Source organism: Paenibacillus tyrphae (assembly GCF_027925525.1).
GTDB classification, from domain to species: Bacteria; Bacillota; Bacilli; order Paenibacillales; family NBRC-103111; genus Paenibacillus_G; species Paenibacillus_G tyrfis_B.
Genome location: NZ_BSDJ01000043.1, coordinates 40330 through 59591, shown reverse-complemented (window position 1 = coordinate 59591; position 19262 = coordinate 40330). Strand labels below are relative to the sequence as shown.

The 19262-nt window shown below is 52.7% G+C and carries 21 protein-coding genes; all 21 read left to right on the top strand.

Going from position 1 to position 19262, the window contains the following annotated elements; all coding sequences use genetic code 11:
• Positions 1–199: 199 nt before the first annotated feature.
• The 21 genes from QMG93_RS32235 (at position 200) to rplK (ending at position 19232) form a co-directional block, all read left to right on the top strand.
• Complete coding sequence (locus QMG93_RS32235) at positions 200–661, top strand: CtsR family transcriptional regulator (RefSeq protein ID WP_281943868.1); 462 nt, start codon at positions 200–202, stop codon at positions 659–661.
• A gap of 48 nt (positions 662–709) precedes the next feature.
• A complete protein-coding gene (locus tag QMG93_RS32230; protein WP_216797725.1) occupies positions 710–1228 on the top strand; it encodes a UvrB/UvrC motif-containing protein in 519 nt (172 codons plus the stop codon).
• Positions 1229–1253: 25 nt separating this feature from the next.
• Complete coding sequence (locus tag QMG93_RS32225; RefSeq protein ID WP_281943865.1) at positions 1254–2321, top strand: protein arginine kinase; 1068 nt, start codon at positions 1254–1256, stop codon at positions 2319–2321.
• A gap of 61 nt (positions 2322–2382) precedes the next feature.
• Positions 2383–4827, top strand: coding sequence for an ATP-dependent protease ATP-binding subunit ClpC (gene clpC / locus QMG93_RS32220; protein ID WP_281943863.1), 2445 nt, complete (start codon positions 2383–2385; stop codon positions 4825–4827).
• A gap of 179 nt (positions 4828–5006) precedes the next feature.
• Positions 5007–6374, top strand: a complete 1368-nt coding sequence (gene radA, locus QMG93_RS32215; protein WP_281943870.1) for a DNA repair protein RadA — start codon at positions 5007–5009, stop codon at positions 6372–6374.
• Positions 6375–6561: 187 nt separating this feature from the next.
• Complete coding sequence (gene disA, locus QMG93_RS32210; protein ID WP_281943861.1) at positions 6562–7641, top strand: DNA integrity scanning diadenylate cyclase DisA; 1080 nt, start codon at positions 6562–6564, stop codon at positions 7639–7641.
• A gap of 75 nt (positions 7642–7716) precedes the next feature.
• The gene (gene pssA, locus QMG93_RS32205) at positions 7717–8451 is read left to right on the top strand and encodes a CDP-diacylglycerol--serine O-phosphatidyltransferase (protein ID WP_281943859.1); all 735 of its coding nucleotides are present in this window, start codon (positions 7717–7719) and stop codon (positions 8449–8451) included.
• A gap of 166 nt (positions 8452–8617) precedes the next feature.
• The gene (locus tag QMG93_RS32200) at positions 8618–9715 is read left to right on the top strand and encodes a PIN/TRAM domain-containing protein (RefSeq protein WP_281943857.1); all 1098 of its coding nucleotides are present in this window, start codon (positions 8618–8620) and stop codon (positions 9713–9715) included.
• Between the two features lie 85 nt (positions 9716–9800).
• Positions 9801–10508: a 2-C-methyl-D-erythritol 4-phosphate cytidylyltransferase gene (gene ispD / locus QMG93_RS32195; RefSeq protein WP_281943854.1), complete on the top strand. Its 708-nt coding sequence runs from the start codon at positions 9801–9803 to the stop codon at positions 10506–10508.
• Positions 10505–10990 carry a 2-C-methyl-D-erythritol 2,4-cyclodiphosphate synthase gene (gene ispF, locus QMG93_RS32190; protein WP_281943851.1) on the top strand — a complete coding sequence of 162 codons (486 nt, stop codon included), beginning with the start codon at positions 10505–10507 and terminating at the stop codon, positions 10988–10990. Before ispD ends, ispF begins: the two co-directional genes overlap by 4 nt.
• A gap of 74 nt (positions 10991–11064) precedes the next feature.
• On the top strand, positions 11065–12516 hold the full coding sequence (gltX, locus tag QMG93_RS32185; protein ID WP_281943849.1) for a glutamate--tRNA ligase: 1452 nt from the start codon (positions 11065–11067) through the stop codon (positions 12514–12516).
• A gap of 416 nt (positions 12517–12932) precedes the next feature.
• Positions 12933–13595 carry a serine O-acetyltransferase gene (gene cysE / locus QMG93_RS32180; protein ID WP_281943847.1) on the top strand — a complete coding sequence of 221 codons (663 nt, stop codon included), beginning with the start codon at positions 12933–12935 and terminating at the stop codon, positions 13593–13595.
• Positions 13585–14982 carry a cysteine--tRNA ligase gene (gene cysS, locus QMG93_RS32175; protein WP_281943845.1) on the top strand — a complete coding sequence of 466 codons (1398 nt, stop codon included), beginning with the start codon at positions 13585–13587 and terminating at the stop codon, positions 14980–14982. Before cysE ends, cysS begins: the two co-directional genes overlap by 11 nt.
• A gap of 4 nt (positions 14983–14986) precedes the next feature.
• Positions 14987–15454, top strand: coding sequence for a Mini-ribonuclease 3 (locus tag QMG93_RS32170; protein ID WP_281943843.1), 468 nt, complete (start codon positions 14987–14989; stop codon positions 15452–15454).
• Position 15455: 1 nt separating this feature from the next.
• On the top strand, positions 15456–16196 hold the full coding sequence (rlmB, locus tag QMG93_RS32165) for a 23S rRNA (guanosine(2251)-2'-O)-methyltransferase RlmB (protein WP_281943841.1): 741 nt from the start codon (positions 15456–15458) through the stop codon (positions 16194–16196).
• A 24-nt stretch (positions 16197–16220) separates the two neighbouring features.
• The gene (locus QMG93_RS32160) at positions 16221–16736 is read left to right on the top strand and encodes an NYN domain-containing protein (RefSeq protein ID WP_253415862.1); all 516 of its coding nucleotides are present in this window, start codon (positions 16221–16223) and stop codon (positions 16734–16736) included.
• Positions 16737–16864: 128 nt separating this feature from the next.
• Complete coding sequence (gene sigH, locus QMG93_RS32155; RefSeq protein ID WP_025851016.1) at positions 16865–17509, top strand: RNA polymerase sporulation sigma factor SigH; 645 nt, start codon at positions 16865–16867, stop codon at positions 17507–17509.
• 314 nt (positions 17510–17823) lie between these two features.
• On the top strand, positions 17824–17973 hold the full coding sequence (rpmG, locus tag QMG93_RS32150) for a 50S ribosomal protein L33 (protein ID WP_025851018.1): 150 nt from the start codon (positions 17824–17826) through the stop codon (positions 17971–17973).
• A gap of 17 nt (positions 17974–17990) precedes the next feature.
• Positions 17991–18203, top strand: a complete 213-nt coding sequence (gene secE / locus QMG93_RS32145) for a preprotein translocase subunit SecE (RefSeq protein ID WP_010498901.1) — start codon at positions 17991–17993, stop codon at positions 18201–18203.
• A 28-nt stretch (positions 18204–18231) separates the two neighbouring features.
• Entirely contained in the window at positions 18232–18765 is a 534-nt protein-coding gene (gene nusG, locus QMG93_RS32140) for a transcription termination/antitermination protein NusG (RefSeq protein WP_010498900.1), read from the top strand.
• A gap of 41 nt (positions 18766–18806) precedes the next feature.
• A complete protein-coding gene (gene rplK / locus QMG93_RS32135; RefSeq protein WP_010498899.1) occupies positions 18807–19232 on the top strand; it encodes a 50S ribosomal protein L11 in 426 nt (141 codons plus the stop codon).
• The last annotated feature ends 30 nt before the right edge of the window (positions 19233–19262 follow it).

Genomic DNA, 19262 nt, shown 5'->3' with positions numbered 1-19262 from the left:
ATGTCGCAAGAATAAAAGTCGCCGGACGACCCCAAACTAAGAAATAGGTGGGGGAGTTGCAATCTTACGCAAATCTGCTATAATGTAGTTAAAGTCAAAGAAAGTCAAAGTCAATGATTTTACAGCTAGATTTAACTAGATCATCTTGGCTTTCTTCACTTTAAATATGGTTTAACTTCTGTCGCGGGAGGTCGAATAGATGCGCAATGTTTCAGAAATTATTGAGCAATATCTGAAGCAAACTTTGCAGCAGAGCCCCGACGGTGTGATCGAGATCCAACGTAATGAACTGGCCGATCAATTCAACTGCGTCCCCTCGCAGATCAATTACGTCATTAGTACCCGTTTTACATTGGAGAAAGGGTACATTGTCGAGAGCAAGCGGGGCGGCGGCGGTTACATTCGAATTCAAAGAATCGAGCTGCAATCGCATGGCGCGGTGATGGACCATATTTTCCAAACCATCGGTACGCATATGGATCAGCTTGCATCCGAAGGACTGCTGTATCAGCTGGAAGAAGGGGGCTTCATCTCTTCGCGGGAAGCGGCATTGATGAAAGCAGCCATTACCCGGGAGGTTCTGATCTTGAAGTTGCCTCTAAGGGATGAGATCAGGGCAAGAATATTGAAGGCGATGTTGATTTCTTTGCTAAGCAAATGAAATATTCGTATCCTGCCGTCCCAGGGCAAGATTAAAGGAGGGACCCAGATGATTTGTCAGGAATGTGGCAAGAAGCAAGCGACGCTTCATTTTACGAAAATTTTGAATGGCGAGAAGACGGAGTTTCACATTTGCGAATCGTGCGCCAGAGAAAAAGGGGAGCTCATCCCGGGGACGGCCAATGGGTTCTCCATTCATAATCTGCTCAGCGGGCTGCTTGATTTCGAACCGTCGGCGCATAGTACGCTAGCCAACAAAGTACAGCCTAGCCGCTGCGAGCATTGCGGACTAACGTATACGCAGTTCAGCAAAATCGGCCGTTTCGGCTGCAGCGAGTGCTATAAGCATTTTGGGGAGAAGCTGGACCCGCTGTTCAAACGCGTTCATGGCAATATTATTCATACCGGCAAGGTTCCCAAGCGATCCGGCGGGTTAATTAAACATAAGCGTGAAATAGATCAGTTGAAAAAGGAATTGCTGATCCGTATCGATAACGAGGAATTCGAAGAAGCAGCCCGTCTGCGGGATCAAATCCGCGAGCTTGAGAAAAAGGTTGCCGAAGGATAGACGGGTGAGGTAAGGAGGAGTGCTTATGACGGAAGCAAGCCGTTTTACAGAGAATGCGCTTAGCGATTGGATGAAGGGTGAAGGGCCGGATTCGGATATCGTCATCAGCAGCCGCATACGCATCGCGCGAAATATGCAGGCGTACCCCTTCCCTATGTTGGCGACGAACCAGCAATCGAAGGAAGTGCTGGAACAGGTAGCCCAAGTCGCTCATAATGAAGAGCTGGGCACGATCAGCCGCTTTTCGATGCTGCCGCTGTCCGATTTGAATGAACTGGAGAGACGGGTGCTGGTCGAAAAGCATTTGATTAGTCCGGCATTGGCTAACGAATCGCGCAACGGAGCCGTCATTCTCAGTGACAACGAGTCCGTTAGTATCATGGTCAATGAAGAAGACCATCTTCGGATTCAGTGCTTGTGTCCTGGTTTTCAGATTAAAGAAGCTTGGGATCTGGCCAACCAGATCGACGATATTTTCGAAACGCATTTGAATTATGCTTTTGACGAAAAACACGGGTACATGACGAGCTGTCCTACGAACGTGGGTACAGGGATTCGCGCTTCGGTGATGATCCATCTTCCCGCGCTAGTTCTGACGCAGCAGATCAACCGCATATTATCGGCTATTACTCAAGTTGGGCTAGCCGTGCGGGGGTTGTATGGCGAAGGCAGCGAAGCGCTCGGCAACCTGTTCCAGATTTCGAACCAGATCACGCTGGGACAATCCGAAGAGGAAATTATCGATAACCTGTACGGCGTTGTGCGACAAATTATCGAGCATGAACGTGCGGCTAGACAGAAGCTGATCTACGAGACGAGAGCCAAAATTTTGGACCGGGTCAGCCGTTCTTATGGCGTCTTATCGTATGCGGCGATTATGGATTCCAAAGAAGCGGCGCAGCGGCTGTCGGACGTGCGGCTCGGGATTGATCTCGGGTTTATCAAAAATGTCTCCCCACATGTGCTCAACGAGCTTTTGGTGATGACCCAGCCTGGATTTTTGCAGCAGTCGGCAGGAGAAAAGCTGACACCTGAAGAAAGAGACATTAGGCGCGCACAGCTCATCCGGGAAAAAATTGCAGAAACGGGCTAGCCGTCAACATACGAAACCGCATAATAAGCATACGCTATACCAATCTTTGGAGGTGTTACACATGATGTTTGGCAGATTTACGGAACGCGCGCAAAAGGTATTGTCCTTGGCGCAGGAGGAAGCAGTTCGTTTGGGACACAACAATATCGGAACAGAGCACATTCTGCTCGGTCTGATTCGTGAAGGCGAAGGCATTGCCGCGAAGGCGCTTATTGCGCTCGGACTCGGTCTGGAGAAAATTCAAGATGAAGTCGAATCGCTGATCGGACGGGGACAAGAGCAGCCATCGAATATCGCATACACGCCGCGGGCGAAAAAAGTAATCGAGCTGTCGATGGACGAAGCCCGCAAGCTGGGACACACGTACGTCGGAACGGAGCACATTCTGCTCGGCTTGATTCGTGAAGGCGAAGGCGTTGCTGCACGCGTATTGAACAATTTGGGTGTGAGCCTGAACAAGGCCCGTCAGCAAGTACTTCAACTGCTTGGCAGCAGCGAGGTGGTCTCGCCTAACCATGGTAACCCGACGAATGTGAATACACCGACCTTGGACGGTCTGGCTCGCGACCTGACGGCTTATGCCAAAGATGGCAACCTGGACCCGGTCATCGGCCGCAGCAAAGAAATCGAGCGCGTGATTCAAGTGCTCAGCCGCCGTACGAAAAACAATCCGGTCCTCATTGGGGAACCCGGCGTAGGTAAAACGGCGATTGCCGAAGGACTTGCGCAAAAAATCGTCGCCAACGAAATTCCGGAAACGCTGCGTGATAAGCGCGTCATGACCTTGGATATGGGTTCGGTCGTCGCTGGTACGAAATACCGCGGCGAATTCGAAGACCGCCTGAAAAAAATTATGGATGAAATCCGGCAAGCCGGAAATATCATCTTGTTTATTGACGAGCTGCATACGCTGATCGGTGCCGGCGGGGCGGAAGGCGCGATCGATGCTTCGAACATTTTGAAGCCGGCTCTGGCTCGCGGAGAGCTCCAGTGCATTGGGGCTACGACGCTTGACGAGTACCGCAAATATATCGAAAAAGACGCAGCGCTGGAAAGACGCTTCCAGCCAATCACGGTCGATCAACCGTCGCCTGAAGAAGCGATTCAGATTTTGCACGGGCTGCGTGACCGTTACGAAGCGCATCACCGCGTGAAAATTACGGATGAAGCTATCGAGCAAGCCGTGAAGCTATCCGACCGTTATATTACGGACCGGTTCCTTCCGGATAAAGCGATCGACTTGATCGACGAAGCCAGCTCCAAAGTAAGGCTCCGTTCGTATACGGTACCACCGGATCTGAAAAAGCTGGAAAGCCGTCTCGAAGACATCCGCAAGGAAAAAGACGCTGCCGTGCAAAGCCAGGAATTCGAGAAAGCGGCATCGCTGCGCGATACGGAGCAGAAGCTGCGCGAAGAGCTGGATTCGACGAAGAACGAATGGAAAGAGAAGCAAGGACGCACTGACTCCGAAGTAACGCCAGACGATATTGCTCAGGTCGTAGCAAGCTGGACCGGTATTCCTGTCGTGAAGCTGGCTGAGGAAGAAACTCAGCGCCTGCTGAAAATGGAATCCATCCTGCATGACCGGGTGATCGGCCAAGACGAAGCGGTCAAGGCGGTCAGCCGCGCAATTCGCCGCGCTAGAGCAGGTCTGAAAGACCCGAAACGTCCAATGGGCTCGTTCATCTTCCTTGGTCCGACCGGTGTCGGGAAAACCGAGTTGGCCCGTGCGCTTGCCGAGTCTCTCTTCGGTGACGAGAATGCCGTCGTTCGGATCGACATGTCCGAGTATATGGAGAAACACTCTACTTCTCGTTTGGTCGGAGCGCCTCCGGGATACGTCGGATACGAAGAAGGCGGTCAATTGACCGAAAAAGTACGCCGTAAGCCGTATTCCGTTGTCCTGCTGGACGAAATCGAAAAGGCGCACCCGGAAGTATTCAACATTTTGCTACAGGTACTTGAAGACGGCCGCCTGACGGATTCCAAAGGCCGTACGGTTGACTTCCGCAATACGCTGATCATCATGACATCGAACGTTGGTGCCGATACGATCAAGAAAAACTCGACGCTCGGCTTCACCGCTGCACATGATGCAGGCAAAGACTATAACAATATGAAAGAAAAAGTAATGGGCGAGCTGAAGAAAAGCTTCCGTCCGGAGTTCTTGAACCGGATCGACGAGATTATCGTGTTCCACTCCTTGGAAGAGCAGCATATCGCCGAAATCGTGACTTTGATGGCCGAAGAGCTTCGCAAGCGGTTGAAAGAGCAGGAAGTCGAATTCTTCCTAACCGATTCGGCCAAAGCGTTCCTGGCCAAAGAAGGCTACGATCCGACCTTCGGCGCCAGACCTCTGCGCAGAGCGATTCAGAAACACATCGAAGACCGGTTATCCGAAGAATTGCTGCGCGGCAACATCGCCAAAGGCGACTCGCTTACGATCGACGAAAAGGACGGCGAATTGATCGTTCACCGCAACCAAGGCGTCGGTACCCAGGCTTAAGTCAAAAAGTTTTAGGAGCGCAGGCTCCTTCCATAGCATCCCACGGCTGCAAGTTGGGCCGGAGGGATGCTTTTTTTATTTACTATTAAAGCTTTTTTTCTTTTCGGCGGCGGCAAGGGTTTTCAAGACAGGGTCAAAATGGTAAACTTTGAGTTGGGATAAGAAAGCAGGGTTAAATGATGGCGAAAACAAAAACAAAGTTCTTCTGCCAGTCATGCGGCTACGAATCGCCGAAATGGCTCGGCAAATGTCCGGGCTGCGAAGCTTGGAATACATTTGTGGAAGAAGTGGAGACCGTTGTTAAGAGCAAAGGGCTACACACAAATTTTTTGAACAAGAAAGAAAAAGCGGTTTCTATCATAAACATAGAAAGCAGTCAAGAAGAGCGGATCGTGACGGAAAATCGGGAGTTGAACCGCGTGCTTGGCGGCGGTATCGTGCCCGGCTCCTTGATTCTGGTCGGCGGCGACCCGGGGATCGGGAAGTCGACGCTGCTTCTGCAAACGTCGCATTTGCTGACACAGCTGGACTTGAAAGTGCTGTATATTTCCGGAGAGGAATCCGTCCGCCAGACGAAGCTGAGGGCTGATCGGCTGCAAGCCGTTTCCCCGCTGTTGTTCGTACTGTGCGAAACGAATGTGGAGCATATCGAAGCGGCGATTGACGAGATCGAACCGGATTTCATCGTTATCGACTCGATCCAAACGGTATACCACGGCGCCGTGGCTTCAGCTCCCGGCTCGGTCTCTCAGGTGCGGGAATGCACGGGGCATTTTATGCGGATCGCCAAAATGAAAGGAATCGCAACCGTCCTCGTTGGTCATGTTACTAAAGAGGGCGCCATTGCAGGACCGCGATTACTCGAACATATGGTCGATTGCGTGCTATATTTCGAAGGGGAGCGGCATCATTCGTACCGGGTGCTTCGCGCCGTTAAAAATCGGTTCGGTTCGACCAACGAAATCGGGATCTTCGAGATGCGGGAAAGCGGCTTGGTCGAGGTCAACAACCCGTCGGAACTGTTTTTGTCCGAGCGCCCGCTGGGCGTTGCCGGTTCGACCGTTGTCGCCAGTATGGAGGGGACGCGTCCGGTGCTCGTAGAGCTTCAAGCTCTCGTCTCATCTACCAACTTCCCGTCCCCCCGACGGATGGCGACCGGTTTCGACCATAATCGACTATCCCTCATTATCGCGGTGCTGGAGAAGCGGATGGGCATGTTTTTGCAAAATCAGGACGCTTACCTTAACGTTGCGGGCGGTGTGAAGCTGGATGAGCCTGCAGTCGACCTTGCGGTAGCGGTCAGCATTGCCTCCAGCTTCCGCGAACAGCCGACGCAGCCGTTCGACGTCATCTTTGGCGAGGTCGGCCTGACGGGCGAGGTGCGCGGTGTGTCGCGTGTCGACCAGCGGGTGCGTGAGGCGGAAAAGCTCGGGTTCCGCCGCGTCATTCTCCCGCAAAAAAGCCTGAAAGGCTGGACGCCACCGGCAGGCATTCAAATTATCGGCGTCAATACCGTAGCCGAGGCGCTATCGGCTGCTTTAGTATAATTCTTTTGGTTATCAAGCTTCAGTGGAGAACAGTGCAACTGCCGGAGAGTTTACGTGCCGCCTTTGAATTCGGAAAAATAACGCTATAGTTATATTAAGTTTTCCGAATTCAAGAGCGGTCGCAGGCAGTTGCAGCTGTCTCGGAACGTTCGAACTTGATAACCAAAATTCGTCAGGAGGGACACCATTGAGCAAGGAAGAAGCAAAACGCGACGTCATGAGCCAGCTGCTGCAGCTCGTTGCGCCAGGCACGCCGTTCCGGGAAGGGCTGGAGAACGTGCTGCGCGCCAAAACGGGCGGCTTAATCGTCGTCGGCTACAGCCCGGAAGTGATGGAGATTGTAGACGGCGGCTTTTCGATCAACTGCGATTTTTCCCCGAACTACTTATATGAGCTGGCCAAAATGGACGGCGCGATCATCCTCAGCGAGGATTTGAAGCGTATTTTGTATGCGAATACGCAGCTGATTCCGGACTCTTCGATTACGTCCACCGAAACGGGCATCCGGCACCGGACGGCGGAGCGCGTCGCGAAGCAGACCTCCAAGCTTGTGGTGTCCATTTCGCAGCGGCGCAACGTCATAACCTTGTATCAAGGCAGCTTACGGTATTCGCTGAAAGATATCGGCGTCATTTTGACGAAAGCGAATCAGGCGATTCAAACGCTGGAGAAATACAAGTCCGTATTGGACCAGGATATGACCAATCTAGGCGCTTCCGAATTTGAGGAGCTAGTCACTTTGCACGATGTGACCGGTGTAATGCAACGTATTGAGATGGTTTTACGTATTAAAGCAGAGATCAAGCGCTACATTAACGAGCTCGGTAACGAAGGTCGGTTGATCAGCATGCAGTTGGAGGAATTGGTTGGTAACACCGAGAACGAGGCATACTTGCTGATTAAGGATTACGTCAAAGAGTTGACTGAAGAGAAAGTAAAAGAAGTCCAAGCGACCCTCAAGAAGCATCCGACCGACGAAATGCTCGATCATTCGCACATTGCACGGGCGCTCGGCTATCCGCATACACCTGGCAGTGCGGAGGAGACGATCTCGCCAAGAGGCTATCGGGTACTGAACAAAATACCGCGTCTTCCCTCCGTTATAATACATAACCTGGTGGAACGGTTTTGTCAGCTCCCGCATTTGATGATGGCGACGATTGAAGAATTGGACGAAGTAGACGGCATCGGGGAAGTGCGCGCACGTACGATTAAAGAAGGTTTAAAGAGAATCCAAGATCAGGTGCTCATTGACAGACATATTTAACTTGCATACAATCAGAGGGTAGCCAAATATTATTTGGAATATTAGGGTACAGTAAAACCAGAGGTGGACTAAAACATGATAACAAAATCCCTTCCGAACTTGTTTACGATTGGGAACTTGTTCTTAGGTATTATTGCAATTATTTCCGTGTTTAATAGCAAACCCGAGCTTGCTGCGATCATGGTCATCGTCGCGATGCTTCTGGACGGATTGGACGGGCGCGTTGCCCGTGCGCTCAATGCGCAGAGCGAATTCGGCAAAGAGCTGGATTCGCTGTCCGATGTCATCTCGTTCGGTGTAGCGCCGGCGTTCATCATGTATGTGGTGGCGTTCACTGAGATGAATGCAGCGGCAGCGTGGATCGTGACAGCGATCTTCCCGATCTGCGGCGCGCTTCGTCTGGCTCGCTTCAATGTCGTTGCCGGGACACCGGGGTATTTTATCGGCTTGCCGATCCCTGCAGCCGGCGGCGTATTGTGTACACTCGCGCTGTTCCATAAAGAATTGAACACCGTCGTACTCGTCTTGTCGACGCTTCTGCTGTCCTACCTGATGGTCAGCACCGTCAAATACCCGAACTTCAAAAAGGTCGGCATCCCGAAAGCCGCCATCTGGATTACGCCTGTTGTCGTCGTGGCTGCCGTTGTGCTGGCTGTCATGTATCCGGGGCTGTTGTCCAAACTCATCTTCGTACCGCTGCTTCTTTATGCGCTGTACGGCTTAAAAAAAAACGTTGATCGGCTGTTCTTCTGGAAACGAAGAAAACGTTCGTCCATGGAAGAACCGGAGTCCAAAACAACGAGCCTCTAAAACCGCATAAGTCGCACAAGGCTATGAAAATGAAAAGCATTTGTTTTCCGCAAGGAAAATGAATGCTTTTTTTCATTTTCTTCAACTGATACGATTAGGCTTGAGTAATTTGGATCATAATTGTAACGGAAGGCAGAATTTGTTATTTTTATGGAGGTGAAAGTCTATGATGAAAAAATGGTTCCAGCTTCTATTTGCAGTTATCGGCGGTGCGCTTGGAGTACGGTGGACTGATACGATAGGGAAACCATGTTTTGAATTCATAGCATCGGTTTTGGGACGGGAAGAAATTCAAGGACAAGCCCTCTGGATGCTGGGGGCCGGCGCGCTGCTCTTCTATTCGATCAGTTCTTGGGCATTAACGTATCTGCTGAAAGTGGTGCAGCGGGGAGAGGAGCGCATTGCCAACGTACCGGTGACCGATCTGCTTGCGGGCTCGATCGGAATGGTCGTCGGCTTGCTCTTTTCGTCGGTGTTGCTCCATCCGTTCAGCCAGGCAGGCGTGTTCAGCCCCCTGCTGCATATGCTGCTGATCGCGGCGTTTTCGTATGCGGGCTATCGGCTTGGCGCAGTGAAGCAGGAGGAGCTGTTCACCGTGCTAGATGCACGACGTTCGGATCGCGGGAAGGGAGCGTCCGGGGAGCCCAAAGGGTTCGAGGAGCACAAAATTCTCGATACGAGCGTGATTATTGACGGGCGAATTGCGGATATTTGCAAAACCGGATTTATCGAGGGTACCCTCGTCATTCCCGAATTTGTGCTGGAGGAGCTGCAGCATATTGCCGATTCGTCGGACTTGCTCAAGCGCAACCGCGGCCGTCGGGGGCTGGACATTTTGAACAAAATCCAGAAGGAGCTTGATGTCAAAGTACTCATCTACGAAGGGGATTTCGAAGAAATTTCCGAGGTGGACAGCAAGCTTGTACGTCTGGCCAAAGCTTTGCAGGGGAAAGTGATTACGAACGATTTCAATCTCAACAAAGTGTGCGAGCTGCAGGGCGTATCGGTGCTGAACATCAACGATCTAGCGAATGCGGTGAAGCCGGTCGTACTGCCCGGAGAGGAAATCCTGGTGCAGGTCATCAAGGATGGCAAGGAGCATGGGCAAGGCGTCGCCTATTTGGATGACGGCACGATGATTGTCGTGGAAGGCGGCCGGGACTTTATCGGCATGACGCTCGATGTGCTGGTGACGAGCGTTCTTCAAACGTCAGCCGGTCGAATGATATTTGCCAAGCCGAAGCTATTGGAAAAAGCGCTCTAACACGGTATGATAAGAGAGATGCGCTTAGAATAAGGCAAACGGGTTTGCTTCATTCGGTGCCGAACCATAGTGGCAGGTGGACAAGTTGACGGATAAACTGGGGGTCGTAATCGTAGCGGCGGGCCGAGGCTCTCGTATGCGAACGCAAGAAAGCAAGCAATATTTGCTGCTGGACGGCAAACCGATTCTGGTACATACGCTGGAACTGTTTGATCGGCTCGAAGCCGTGAGCGACGTGGTGTTGGTTACGGGGGCGGACGATGTAGAGCGGTGTCAGGGCTATATCGAGGCTTACGGGCTAAGAAAGGTGAAGCGGGTCATTCCCGGGGGGAAGGAACGTCAAGACTCCGTGTACCAAGGACTGTTGGCCTTGGACGGCAGCACCCGTTGGGTGATGGTACACGACGGCGTCCGGCCGTTTGCCGCCCGGGAGCATATCGCGGCATGCCTAGGTAAAGCGAGAGAGACCGAAGCGGCTGTTCTGGCCGTACCCGTAAAAGATACGATTAAAATCGTGGACGGCGAAGGGTTGATCCAAGCGACCCCGGACCGACGCAGCTTGTGGGCGATTCAGACCCCGCAGGCTTTTCGTTTTTCATTGCTGCGCGAAGCACACGAGCGGGCACAGGAGGAAGGCTTTGTTGGGACGGACGACGCCATGCTGGTCGAGCGGCTCGGCGTCCGGGTCGCCGTCGTCGAAGCCGATTATTACAATATCAAAATCACGACGCCCGAGGACTTGCCTTGGGCCGAGTGGATCATTCGACATGTCAGGGGAGAGCGAGAGTCATGATACGAGTGGGACAAGGGTTCGACGTGCATCAGCTGGTGGAAGGACGCAAGTGCATTATCGGCGGTGTGGACATTCCTTTTGAAAAAGGGCTGCTTGGGCATTCCGATGCGGACGTGCTGCTGCATGCGCTGACCGACGCGATTCTTGGCGCACTGGGGCTTGGGGATATCGGGAAGCATTTTCCCGACACGGATGCCGCGTATAAGGATGCGGACAGCTATAAGCTGCTTGTGCAGGTATGGGAGAGCGCCAAGCAAGCGGGATACCGTCTGGGCAATGCGGACTGCACAATCATCGCACAGAAGCCGAAGATGGCGCCGTACATTCCCGCCATGGTCGAGCGGATTGCAACCGCCCTCGAAGCGGAGACGTCGCAGATTAATGTAAAAGCGACGACGACGGAGCAGCTCGGCTTCACCGGGCGGGGCGAAGGAATTGCCTCACAGGCGGTTGTTTGTCTTGTGAAAGATGTGCTATCATAACAAATAATCTTTTTACGGATCGTAAATGGCTTCCGGCGAGCGATTGGCGCGGGAGTACGGGAGGAGAGGGCATTATGGCAGAGTTTCGCGTAAGATACGCGCCGAGTCCGACGGGGCATTTGCACATCGGCGGAGCACGGACAGCATTGTTCGATTATTTGATTGCCCGCAAGCAAGGCGGGAAATTTATTGTCCGCTTCGAGGACACGGATCAGACGAGACATGTGGAATCCGGCGTCGACAGCCAGCTTAACGGTCTCAAGTGGCTTGGCGTGGATTGGGACGAGAGCGTGGACATTGGCGGCCCGTACGGACCGTATCGGCAAACAGAGCGGCTGCACTTGTATCAGCCGTTTGTCGATCAGCTGCTGGAAAGCGGCGATGCGTACCGCTGCTATTGCTCGGAAGCGGATCTGGAGAAGGAGCGCGCAGAGCAGGAAGCGGCAGGACAGATGCCGATGTACTCCGGCAGATGCCGTCATTTGACGGGGGAGCAAGTCGAAGCGTTTGTGGCCGAGGGCCGCAAGCCGTCGATTCGTTTTCGCGTACCGGAAAACCGGGTGATCGCCTTCGAGGACCGCATCCGCGAGCATGTCGAGTTTGAGAGCAACGGGATCGGCGACTTCATCATCGTGCGTCCGGACGGGATTCCGACGTATAATTTTGCCGTTATTTTGGACGACCATCTGATGAAAATTTCGTTGGTTATCCGCGGGGAAGAGCACCTGACCAATACGCCGCGGCAAATCATGATGTATGAGGCGCTTGGGCTGCCTGTGCCGGAATTTGCCCACCTGGCGCTCATCTTGAACCCGGACCGCAAGAAGATGAGCAAGCGGGACGAGTCCATCATCCAATTCATCGAGCAGTATAAAGAACTCGGGTATTTGCCGGAAGCGGTGATGAACTTTATCGCGCTGCTCGGCTGGTCGCCAAAGGGCGAGGAAGAGATTTTCACCAAAGAAGAGCTGATCGAGCAGTTCGATCTGGACCGGGTGTCCAAGAGCCCGGCCGTATTCGATATGGATAAGCTCAACTGGATGAACAATCTTTATATTAAAAAAGCGGATACGGCCCGGATTGCAAAGCTGGCGCTGCCTCATCTGCAACAAGCCGGGAAGCTACCGGAAACGCTCAGTCCCGAGCAGGAGCAGTGGGCTCACGAGCTCGTCGGGCTTTATCAAGAGCAGCTGCGGTACGCCGCCGAAATCGTGCCGTTGTCCGAGCTGTTCTTCCGTGAGGACGTCAGCTACGAAGACGAAGCTAAAGCGATGCTTGCCGAAGAGCACGCGCCGGTCGTCCTTGGCAGCTTCTTGAAGCAGGTTGAGGCCGGAACCGAGTTTAGCGTGGATGCGCTGAAAGCGATGATCAAGGCGGTGCAGACGGAGACCGGCTATAAAGGAAAGCAGCTGTTCATGACGATTCGTGTGGCGCTGACGGGACAAATGCACGGGCCTGACCTGAACATGGCGCTGCATTTGCTGGGAAAAGAAACGGTATCCGCACGCATTAAGAAGTTATTGTAATACCTATGAATTTCTTATATACTTAGAAAAAAATAAGATCATTTCTTCGATAACATACATCTACGGCGACGAACGGGAAAGTACGGAAAAGTCGGGATTCCCAGAGAGGACGATCGGTTCGGAAACGAACCGGCTGCGAGTCGTCCAATTCCCCTTTTGCGGAAGTGCACCCGGGAGCCGTAAAGACGATCTGACGCGAGCGCTCCGGTGCAGCGGCAGGGTAGTCTTTACCGTGACGTTCACGATACGAACGATAGAGACGGATAAAACGTTGGGCCGTGCAGTTGCCCCATTTGTTTATCCAAGCAGAGTGGAACCGCGAAAGAAGACGCCTCTGCAGCCGAATGGCTGTAGAAGGCGTTTTTTTTGCGTGATGCGTAGACGAAGGCGTACGCACAGGAATGGGGGGATGATACGTGTTTGCCAGAATGAAAGAAGACATCGAAACGATCTTTGAGAACGATCCGGCGGCGAGAGGCTGGTTTGAGGTCGTGTTCACCTATTCCGGTTTGCACGCCCTCTGGGCGCATCGCGTGGCCCACTGGTTTTATAAAAAAAGCTGGTTCACCATCGCGCGCATCATTTCGCAAGCCAGTCGCTTTATGACCGGGATAGAAATCCACCCCGGCGCCGTGATCGGGAGACGCTTTTTCATCGACCACGGTATGGGTGTCGTCATTGGAGAAACGTGCGAGATCGGCGACGACGTGCTGCTCTATCACGGCGTAACGCTCGGGGGCACCGGCAAGGAGCGGGGGAAGCGGCATCCGACCATCGGCAACAACGTGGTCATCTCGGCCGGGGCGAAGGTGCTCGGGTCCTTCACGGTCGGGGATAACTCGCGGATCGGGTCGAACTCTGTCGTATTAAGCGAAGTTCCGGCCAACAGCACCGTCGTCGGAATCCCGGGCAAAATCGTCAAGCGGGACGGTGTGCGTGTCGGACGGCTGGAGCACGACAAGCTTTCGGACCCTGTTCTCGATATGATTCGCCAAATGCAACAACAAATCGACGAGCTGAAAGTTGAGGCTCATAAAGAAAAGACCAGAATTGGAGGAGCCGTGAAACATGAGTCTTAAGATTTATAATACGTTGACTCGGACCAAAGAAGAGTTCAAACCGCTGGAGCCGGGTAAAGTGAAAATGTACGTCTGCGGTCCCACCGTGTACAGCTACATTCACATCGGAAACGCGCGTCCGGTCATCTTTTTCGACGTCGTGCGACGTTATTTGGAATCAATCGGCTACGAAGTGACGTATGCTGCGAACTTTACAGATGTGGACGACAAGTTGATTAAAAAAGCAGCCGAAATGGGCGTCACCGTACCGGAGGTTGCCGACTTGTTCGTGCAAAAATATTACGAAGACACCAAAGGGCTCGGGGTGCGGAAAGCGACGCTTCATCCGCGCGTCACTCAAAACATGGCCGAGATCATCGATTTCATCTCCGGACTGGTGGAGAAGGATTATGCTTATGAGGCCGGCGGGGACGTCTTTTTCCGGACGGCCAAATTTCCGGAATACGGCAAATTATCGCACCAGAATTTGGAAGAATTGCAATATGGCATTCGTGTAGATGTCGACGAGCGGAAGGAAAGCCCGCAAGATTTCGTGCTCTGGAAGGCGGCGAAGCCGGGCGAAATCAGCTGGTCGAGCCCGTGGGGCGAAGGCCGTCCGGGCTGGCACATCGAATGCTCCGCGATGATCCGCAAATATTTGGGCGATTCCATCGACATTCACGGAGGCGGACTGGACCTGACCTTCCCGCACCATGAATGCGAAATTGCCCAATCCGAAGGCTTGACGGGACAGCGGATGGCGAACTACTGGATGCATAACGGGTTCGTGAACGTCAATGATGAAAAAATGTCGAAATCGCTCGGGAATGGAATCAATGTACACGAGCTGCTGAAGACGATTCCGGGCGAGGTGATCCGGTACTTTATGCTGTCCGGTCATTACCGCAATCCGCTCAACTTCAGCGACGAAGCTGTAGAGCAGGCGCGAGGAAGCTTGGCCCGGATTGAGAACTGCCTTTCCGCGCTGAAGCACCGTCTTAAGACGGCGGAAGCAGGGGAGATCGATCCTGAAATCGCGGCGGCGGTGCGTAACGCTCAGCAGCAATTCGAAAGCAAGATGAACGACGATTTCAATACGCCGGATGCAATCACGGCGGTATTCGAGCTTGTCAATGCGGCGAATCCGTACATCAACCGCGAGCAAGTGACGGCACCCACCTTGGAGCTGCTGCAGAAGCAGTTTGAAGCGATGGATCAAGTGCTGGGCATACTAGCACCTGAAGCCGAGGACCTGCTGGATGAAGAAATCGAACAATTGATCGTCGAGCGGACGGAAGCCCGCAAAGCGAAAAATTGGGCACGTGCCGATGAAATCCGTAATCTGTTGACCGAGCGCGGCATCGTGCTTGAGGATACGGCCCAGGGCATTCGTTGGCGGCGGAGTTAGAGCGATGGAACGAGATGAACAGGCGCTGCCTTATTTGCAAGCGAATTTGTTTTCTTTTCCGCCTTCGCGCGAGCCGAGGCTGTTGAGCCCACTCGTGCTGGCCTATGTGGGCGATGCCGTCTATGAGGTCTTTATCCGGCAATATGTCGTCTCACAGACGAACCACAAGCCGAACCATCTTCACCGGCTGTCTACCCGCTATGTCTCGGCCAAGGCACAGGCGAAGGCGCTGCAGCGCTGGCTACCGATTCTGACCGAAGAGGAGACGGATATCGTCAAGCGGGGAAGAAACGCCAAATCGGGCACAACGGCCAAAAATGCCGATGTGCTCGAATACCGCCACAGCACGGCGTTCGAGTGCCTGATCGGCTACTTGTATTATACGCAGCGGTGGGAGAGACTTCAGCAGCTGCTGATGCTCTCCTTGGAGCGGGACGAAACATCAACGACAACAGGAAAGGGGGACGCCTGACGTGGAAGAATTTATCGGAGGTAAGCATTCCGTACTCGAAGCGCTGCGTTCCGGGCGGACCATCAATAAGATTTGGATCGCCGAGCAAACTCAAAAACAACTTACTCAACCCATCCTCGCGGAAGCGAAGCAGAACGGCGTCATCGTACAATTTGCGGACAAGCGCAAGCTGGACCAAATGGCCGGCGGCGTGCAGCATCAAGGCGTCGTTGCCCAAGTAGCGGCGTATGCCTATGTCGAAGTGGAGGATCTGCTGGCTCTAGCCGCGGAACGCAACGAAATGCCGTTCCTGCTCATTCTCGACGAAATCGAGGACCCGCATAACTTGGGGTCCATCCTGCGGTCGGCGGACTGTACCGGCGTCCACGGGGTCATCATTCCGAAGCGGCGTTCCGTAGGGCTGACCGCAACGGTGTCCAAAACCTCCGCAGGCGCGGTCGAATACGTGCCCGTGGCCCGCGTCACCAACCTCGCCCAGACGATCGAACAGCTTAAAGAGCAGGGCGTTTGGATCGCCGGAGCCGATGTGGGGGCGCAGCAGCCGGTCTATCAGACGAACCTGAATCTGCCTCTGGCTATCGTGATCGGCAATGAGAACAAAGGCATTGGGCGGCTCATTCGCGAAAAATGCGACTTTTTGTTGAAGCTGCCGATGTTCGGTCAAATCAACTCGCTTAACGCCTCGGTCGCGGCGTCGGTATTCATGTATGAAGTCGTCCGGCAGCGAATGGCTGCGGAATAACGTCATGCTGCGGGGCGATGCGGCATGATTCAGGAGATCCTCATCGTAGACGGTTACAACATCATCGGATCATGGCCGGAATTGCAAAGGCTGAAGGAGATCCGGCTGGAGGAAGCGCGCGACCGGCTAATCGAAACGATGGCCGAGTACCAGTCGTTCTCCGGGATGAAGGTTATCGTGGTGTTTGACGCTTACTACGTTCCGGGGCTTGGCGGCAAATATTTGCAAAATAAGCTCCCGGTTTATTACACCAAGGAAAAGGAAACGGCGGACGAGCTGATCGAAAGGCTCGTTACCGCCCATATCGGACGGCGCAAGCAGGTATATGTCGCGACCTCCGATATGACGGAGCAGCATGTAATTTTCGGCAAAGGGGCTTTCCGGATTCCGGCAAGCGAGCTTTTGGTCAAGGTAAGGCAGGTCCGCCAGGAAATCCGCCGGACGATCGACACCGAAGCAGCGCCGAAGCGCAATTCGTTTGACAGCAGACTTAGTGGAGATATACGCGATCAGCTGGAGAAATGGCGCAGGGGGAATTAGGGACTTTGAAGGCGATGCCTGTAAATCAAGCAACAATCTAGCTTTTGTAGCGGGAATCCGGTTGACGGCGCTAGATTACATAATGTATACTAGTCCTATCTTTCAAGCGTTGGGCCGGAGGGATTGTAGTGAGTGTCGACCTCAAAGAGTTGAGAATGTACGAATACGACCTCAAGGCAGACGAAGATGTGGTCGAAGCAGTCCGTGAAGGGGATAGCGACGCCCTGGAGTACTTGATCAACAAGTACAAGAACTTCGTTCGCGCCAAAGCGCGCTCTTATTTTCTTATCGGCGCTGATAGAGAGGATATCGTACAAGAGGGAATGATCGGCCTGTATAAATCGATCCGCGACTTCCGCGGCGATAAGCTAGCCTCCTTCAAAGCGTTTGCCGAGCTTTGCATTACCCGCCAAATCATTACGGCCATCAAAACCGCCACTCGCCAGAAGCATATCCCCCTAAATTCCTACGTTTCGTTGGACAAGCCCATCTATGATGAAGATTCCGACAGGACGCTGCTCGATGTCATTTGCGGCTCCCGCGTATCCGATCCCGAGGAATTGATCATTAATCAAGAGGAGTTCAGCGGGCTGGAAGATAAAATGGGAGAGATATTAAGCGACCTGGAACGCAGGGTGTTGATGCTGTATTTGGACGGGCGGTCCTATCAGGAAATCGCCGTCGATTTGGACAGGCACGTAAAGTCGATTGACAATGCATTGCAACGCGTGAAGCGCAAGCTGGAGAGGTATTTGGAAGTGCGTGACGCATAAAACGTAGATAAGCGCCTTTATTGCTGCGAAGCAAGGTGCTTTTTTTGTTTTATTAGGTTTAGAGATTATTATAGAACGAATGTTCGTGCATGGCAAGATGTCCAATTATAAAAAAATGATCAAGTTTTCGTTTAGGAACGAGCCGCCTGGTCAATAATGGATGAGACGGGACAAGCGCTATGTTACTCCTTTTTCCTTGACAGAAGATAGGCCGTATGCTAAAGTATATCGGGTAGCCTTAGACGAAAAGGCGTTTTTTTTGCTGGTCGTGTAAGGTTGTAAATTTCGAGGCTGGTCCGTAGGAGGTGTACATCATGCGGGTGATCATCACGTTAGCGTGCACAAACTGCAAGCAAAGAAACTATACATCCACCAAAAATAAGCGCAACCATCCTGACCGCATGGAGCTCAAGAAATATTGCAAGTTTTGCAATGAACAAACTGCTCATCGCGAGACTCGCTAGTTTTTGGAGGTGTAGTTGTGTCCTTTTTGGCTAAAATGAAGCAGGGATTCGGCAACACATTTTCCTTTTTCGGCGACAGCTGGTCTGAGCTGAAAAAAGTGAAATGGCCTACCCGTAAAGAATTGATTAGCTATACGCTGGTCGTGTTGTTTACGGTTGCCTTCGTGACGGTGTACTTCTACGTTTTGGACTTAGGAATTTCTGAGCTGCTTCGCCTCGTGTTTAAATAAATTTAGGCTATAGGGTGGCGCTATGGAAATGGAAAAAAGATGGTACGTCGTTCATACCTACTCCGGGTATGAAAACAAGGTAAAGGCCAATTTGGAGAAACGCGTCGAATCCATGGATATGAAGGACAAGATCTTTCGTGTGCTCGTTCCCATGGAGGAGGAGCTTGTGAATAAGGATGGCAAGAAAAAAACGGTTATGCGTAAAGTGTATCCGGGGTACGTTCTTGTGGAGATGATCCAGACGGACGACTCGTGGTATGTGGTGCGCAACACGCCTGGCGTTACCGGGTTCGTGGGTTCAACCGGTTCGGGATCGAAGCCGACGGCTTTGCTTCCGGAGGAAGTCGATTCTATTCTCAAGCATATGGGTATCGAAGAGCCGAAGCCGAAAATCGACTTCGAACTCAAAGAGACCGTGCGCGTGAAAGTCGGACCGTTCGCCAACTTTGTCGGTTCCGTGGAAGAAATTTTGCTCGACAAAAGCAAGCTGAAGGTCCATGTCAACATGTTCGGCAGAGAAACACCGCTTGAGCTCGACTACCACCAGGTGGAAAAGCTGTAGCGTGAAACACTGCCATACTACGGGCGAGGAGGTGTCACACAATGGCAAAAAAGGTTATTAAAGTTGTGAAACTGCAGGTTCCTGCAGGGAAAGCGAATCCGGCTCCGCCGATCGGTCCGGCTCTCGGTCAAGCAGGCGTTAACATCATGGCATTCTGCAAAGAGTTCAACGCTCGTACTGCCGATCAAGCAGGTCTTATCATTCCGGTTGAGATCTCCGTTTTCGAAGACCGTTCTTTCACGTTCATCACAAAAACTCCGCCGGCTGCCGTATTGCTGCGCGTAGCTGCTGGGATCGAAAAAGGATCCGGCGAACCGAACAAGAAGAAGGTTGCAACTGTAAAACGCGCGAAAGTGCGTGAAATCGCCGAGCAAAAAATGCCTGACCTGAACGCTGCATCCGTTGAGGCTGCTATGCGCATGGTTGAAGGTACGGCTCGCAGCATGGGCGTAGTCATCGAAGACTAATCGCTTGCTGCACTCAGTGGGAGGATATTC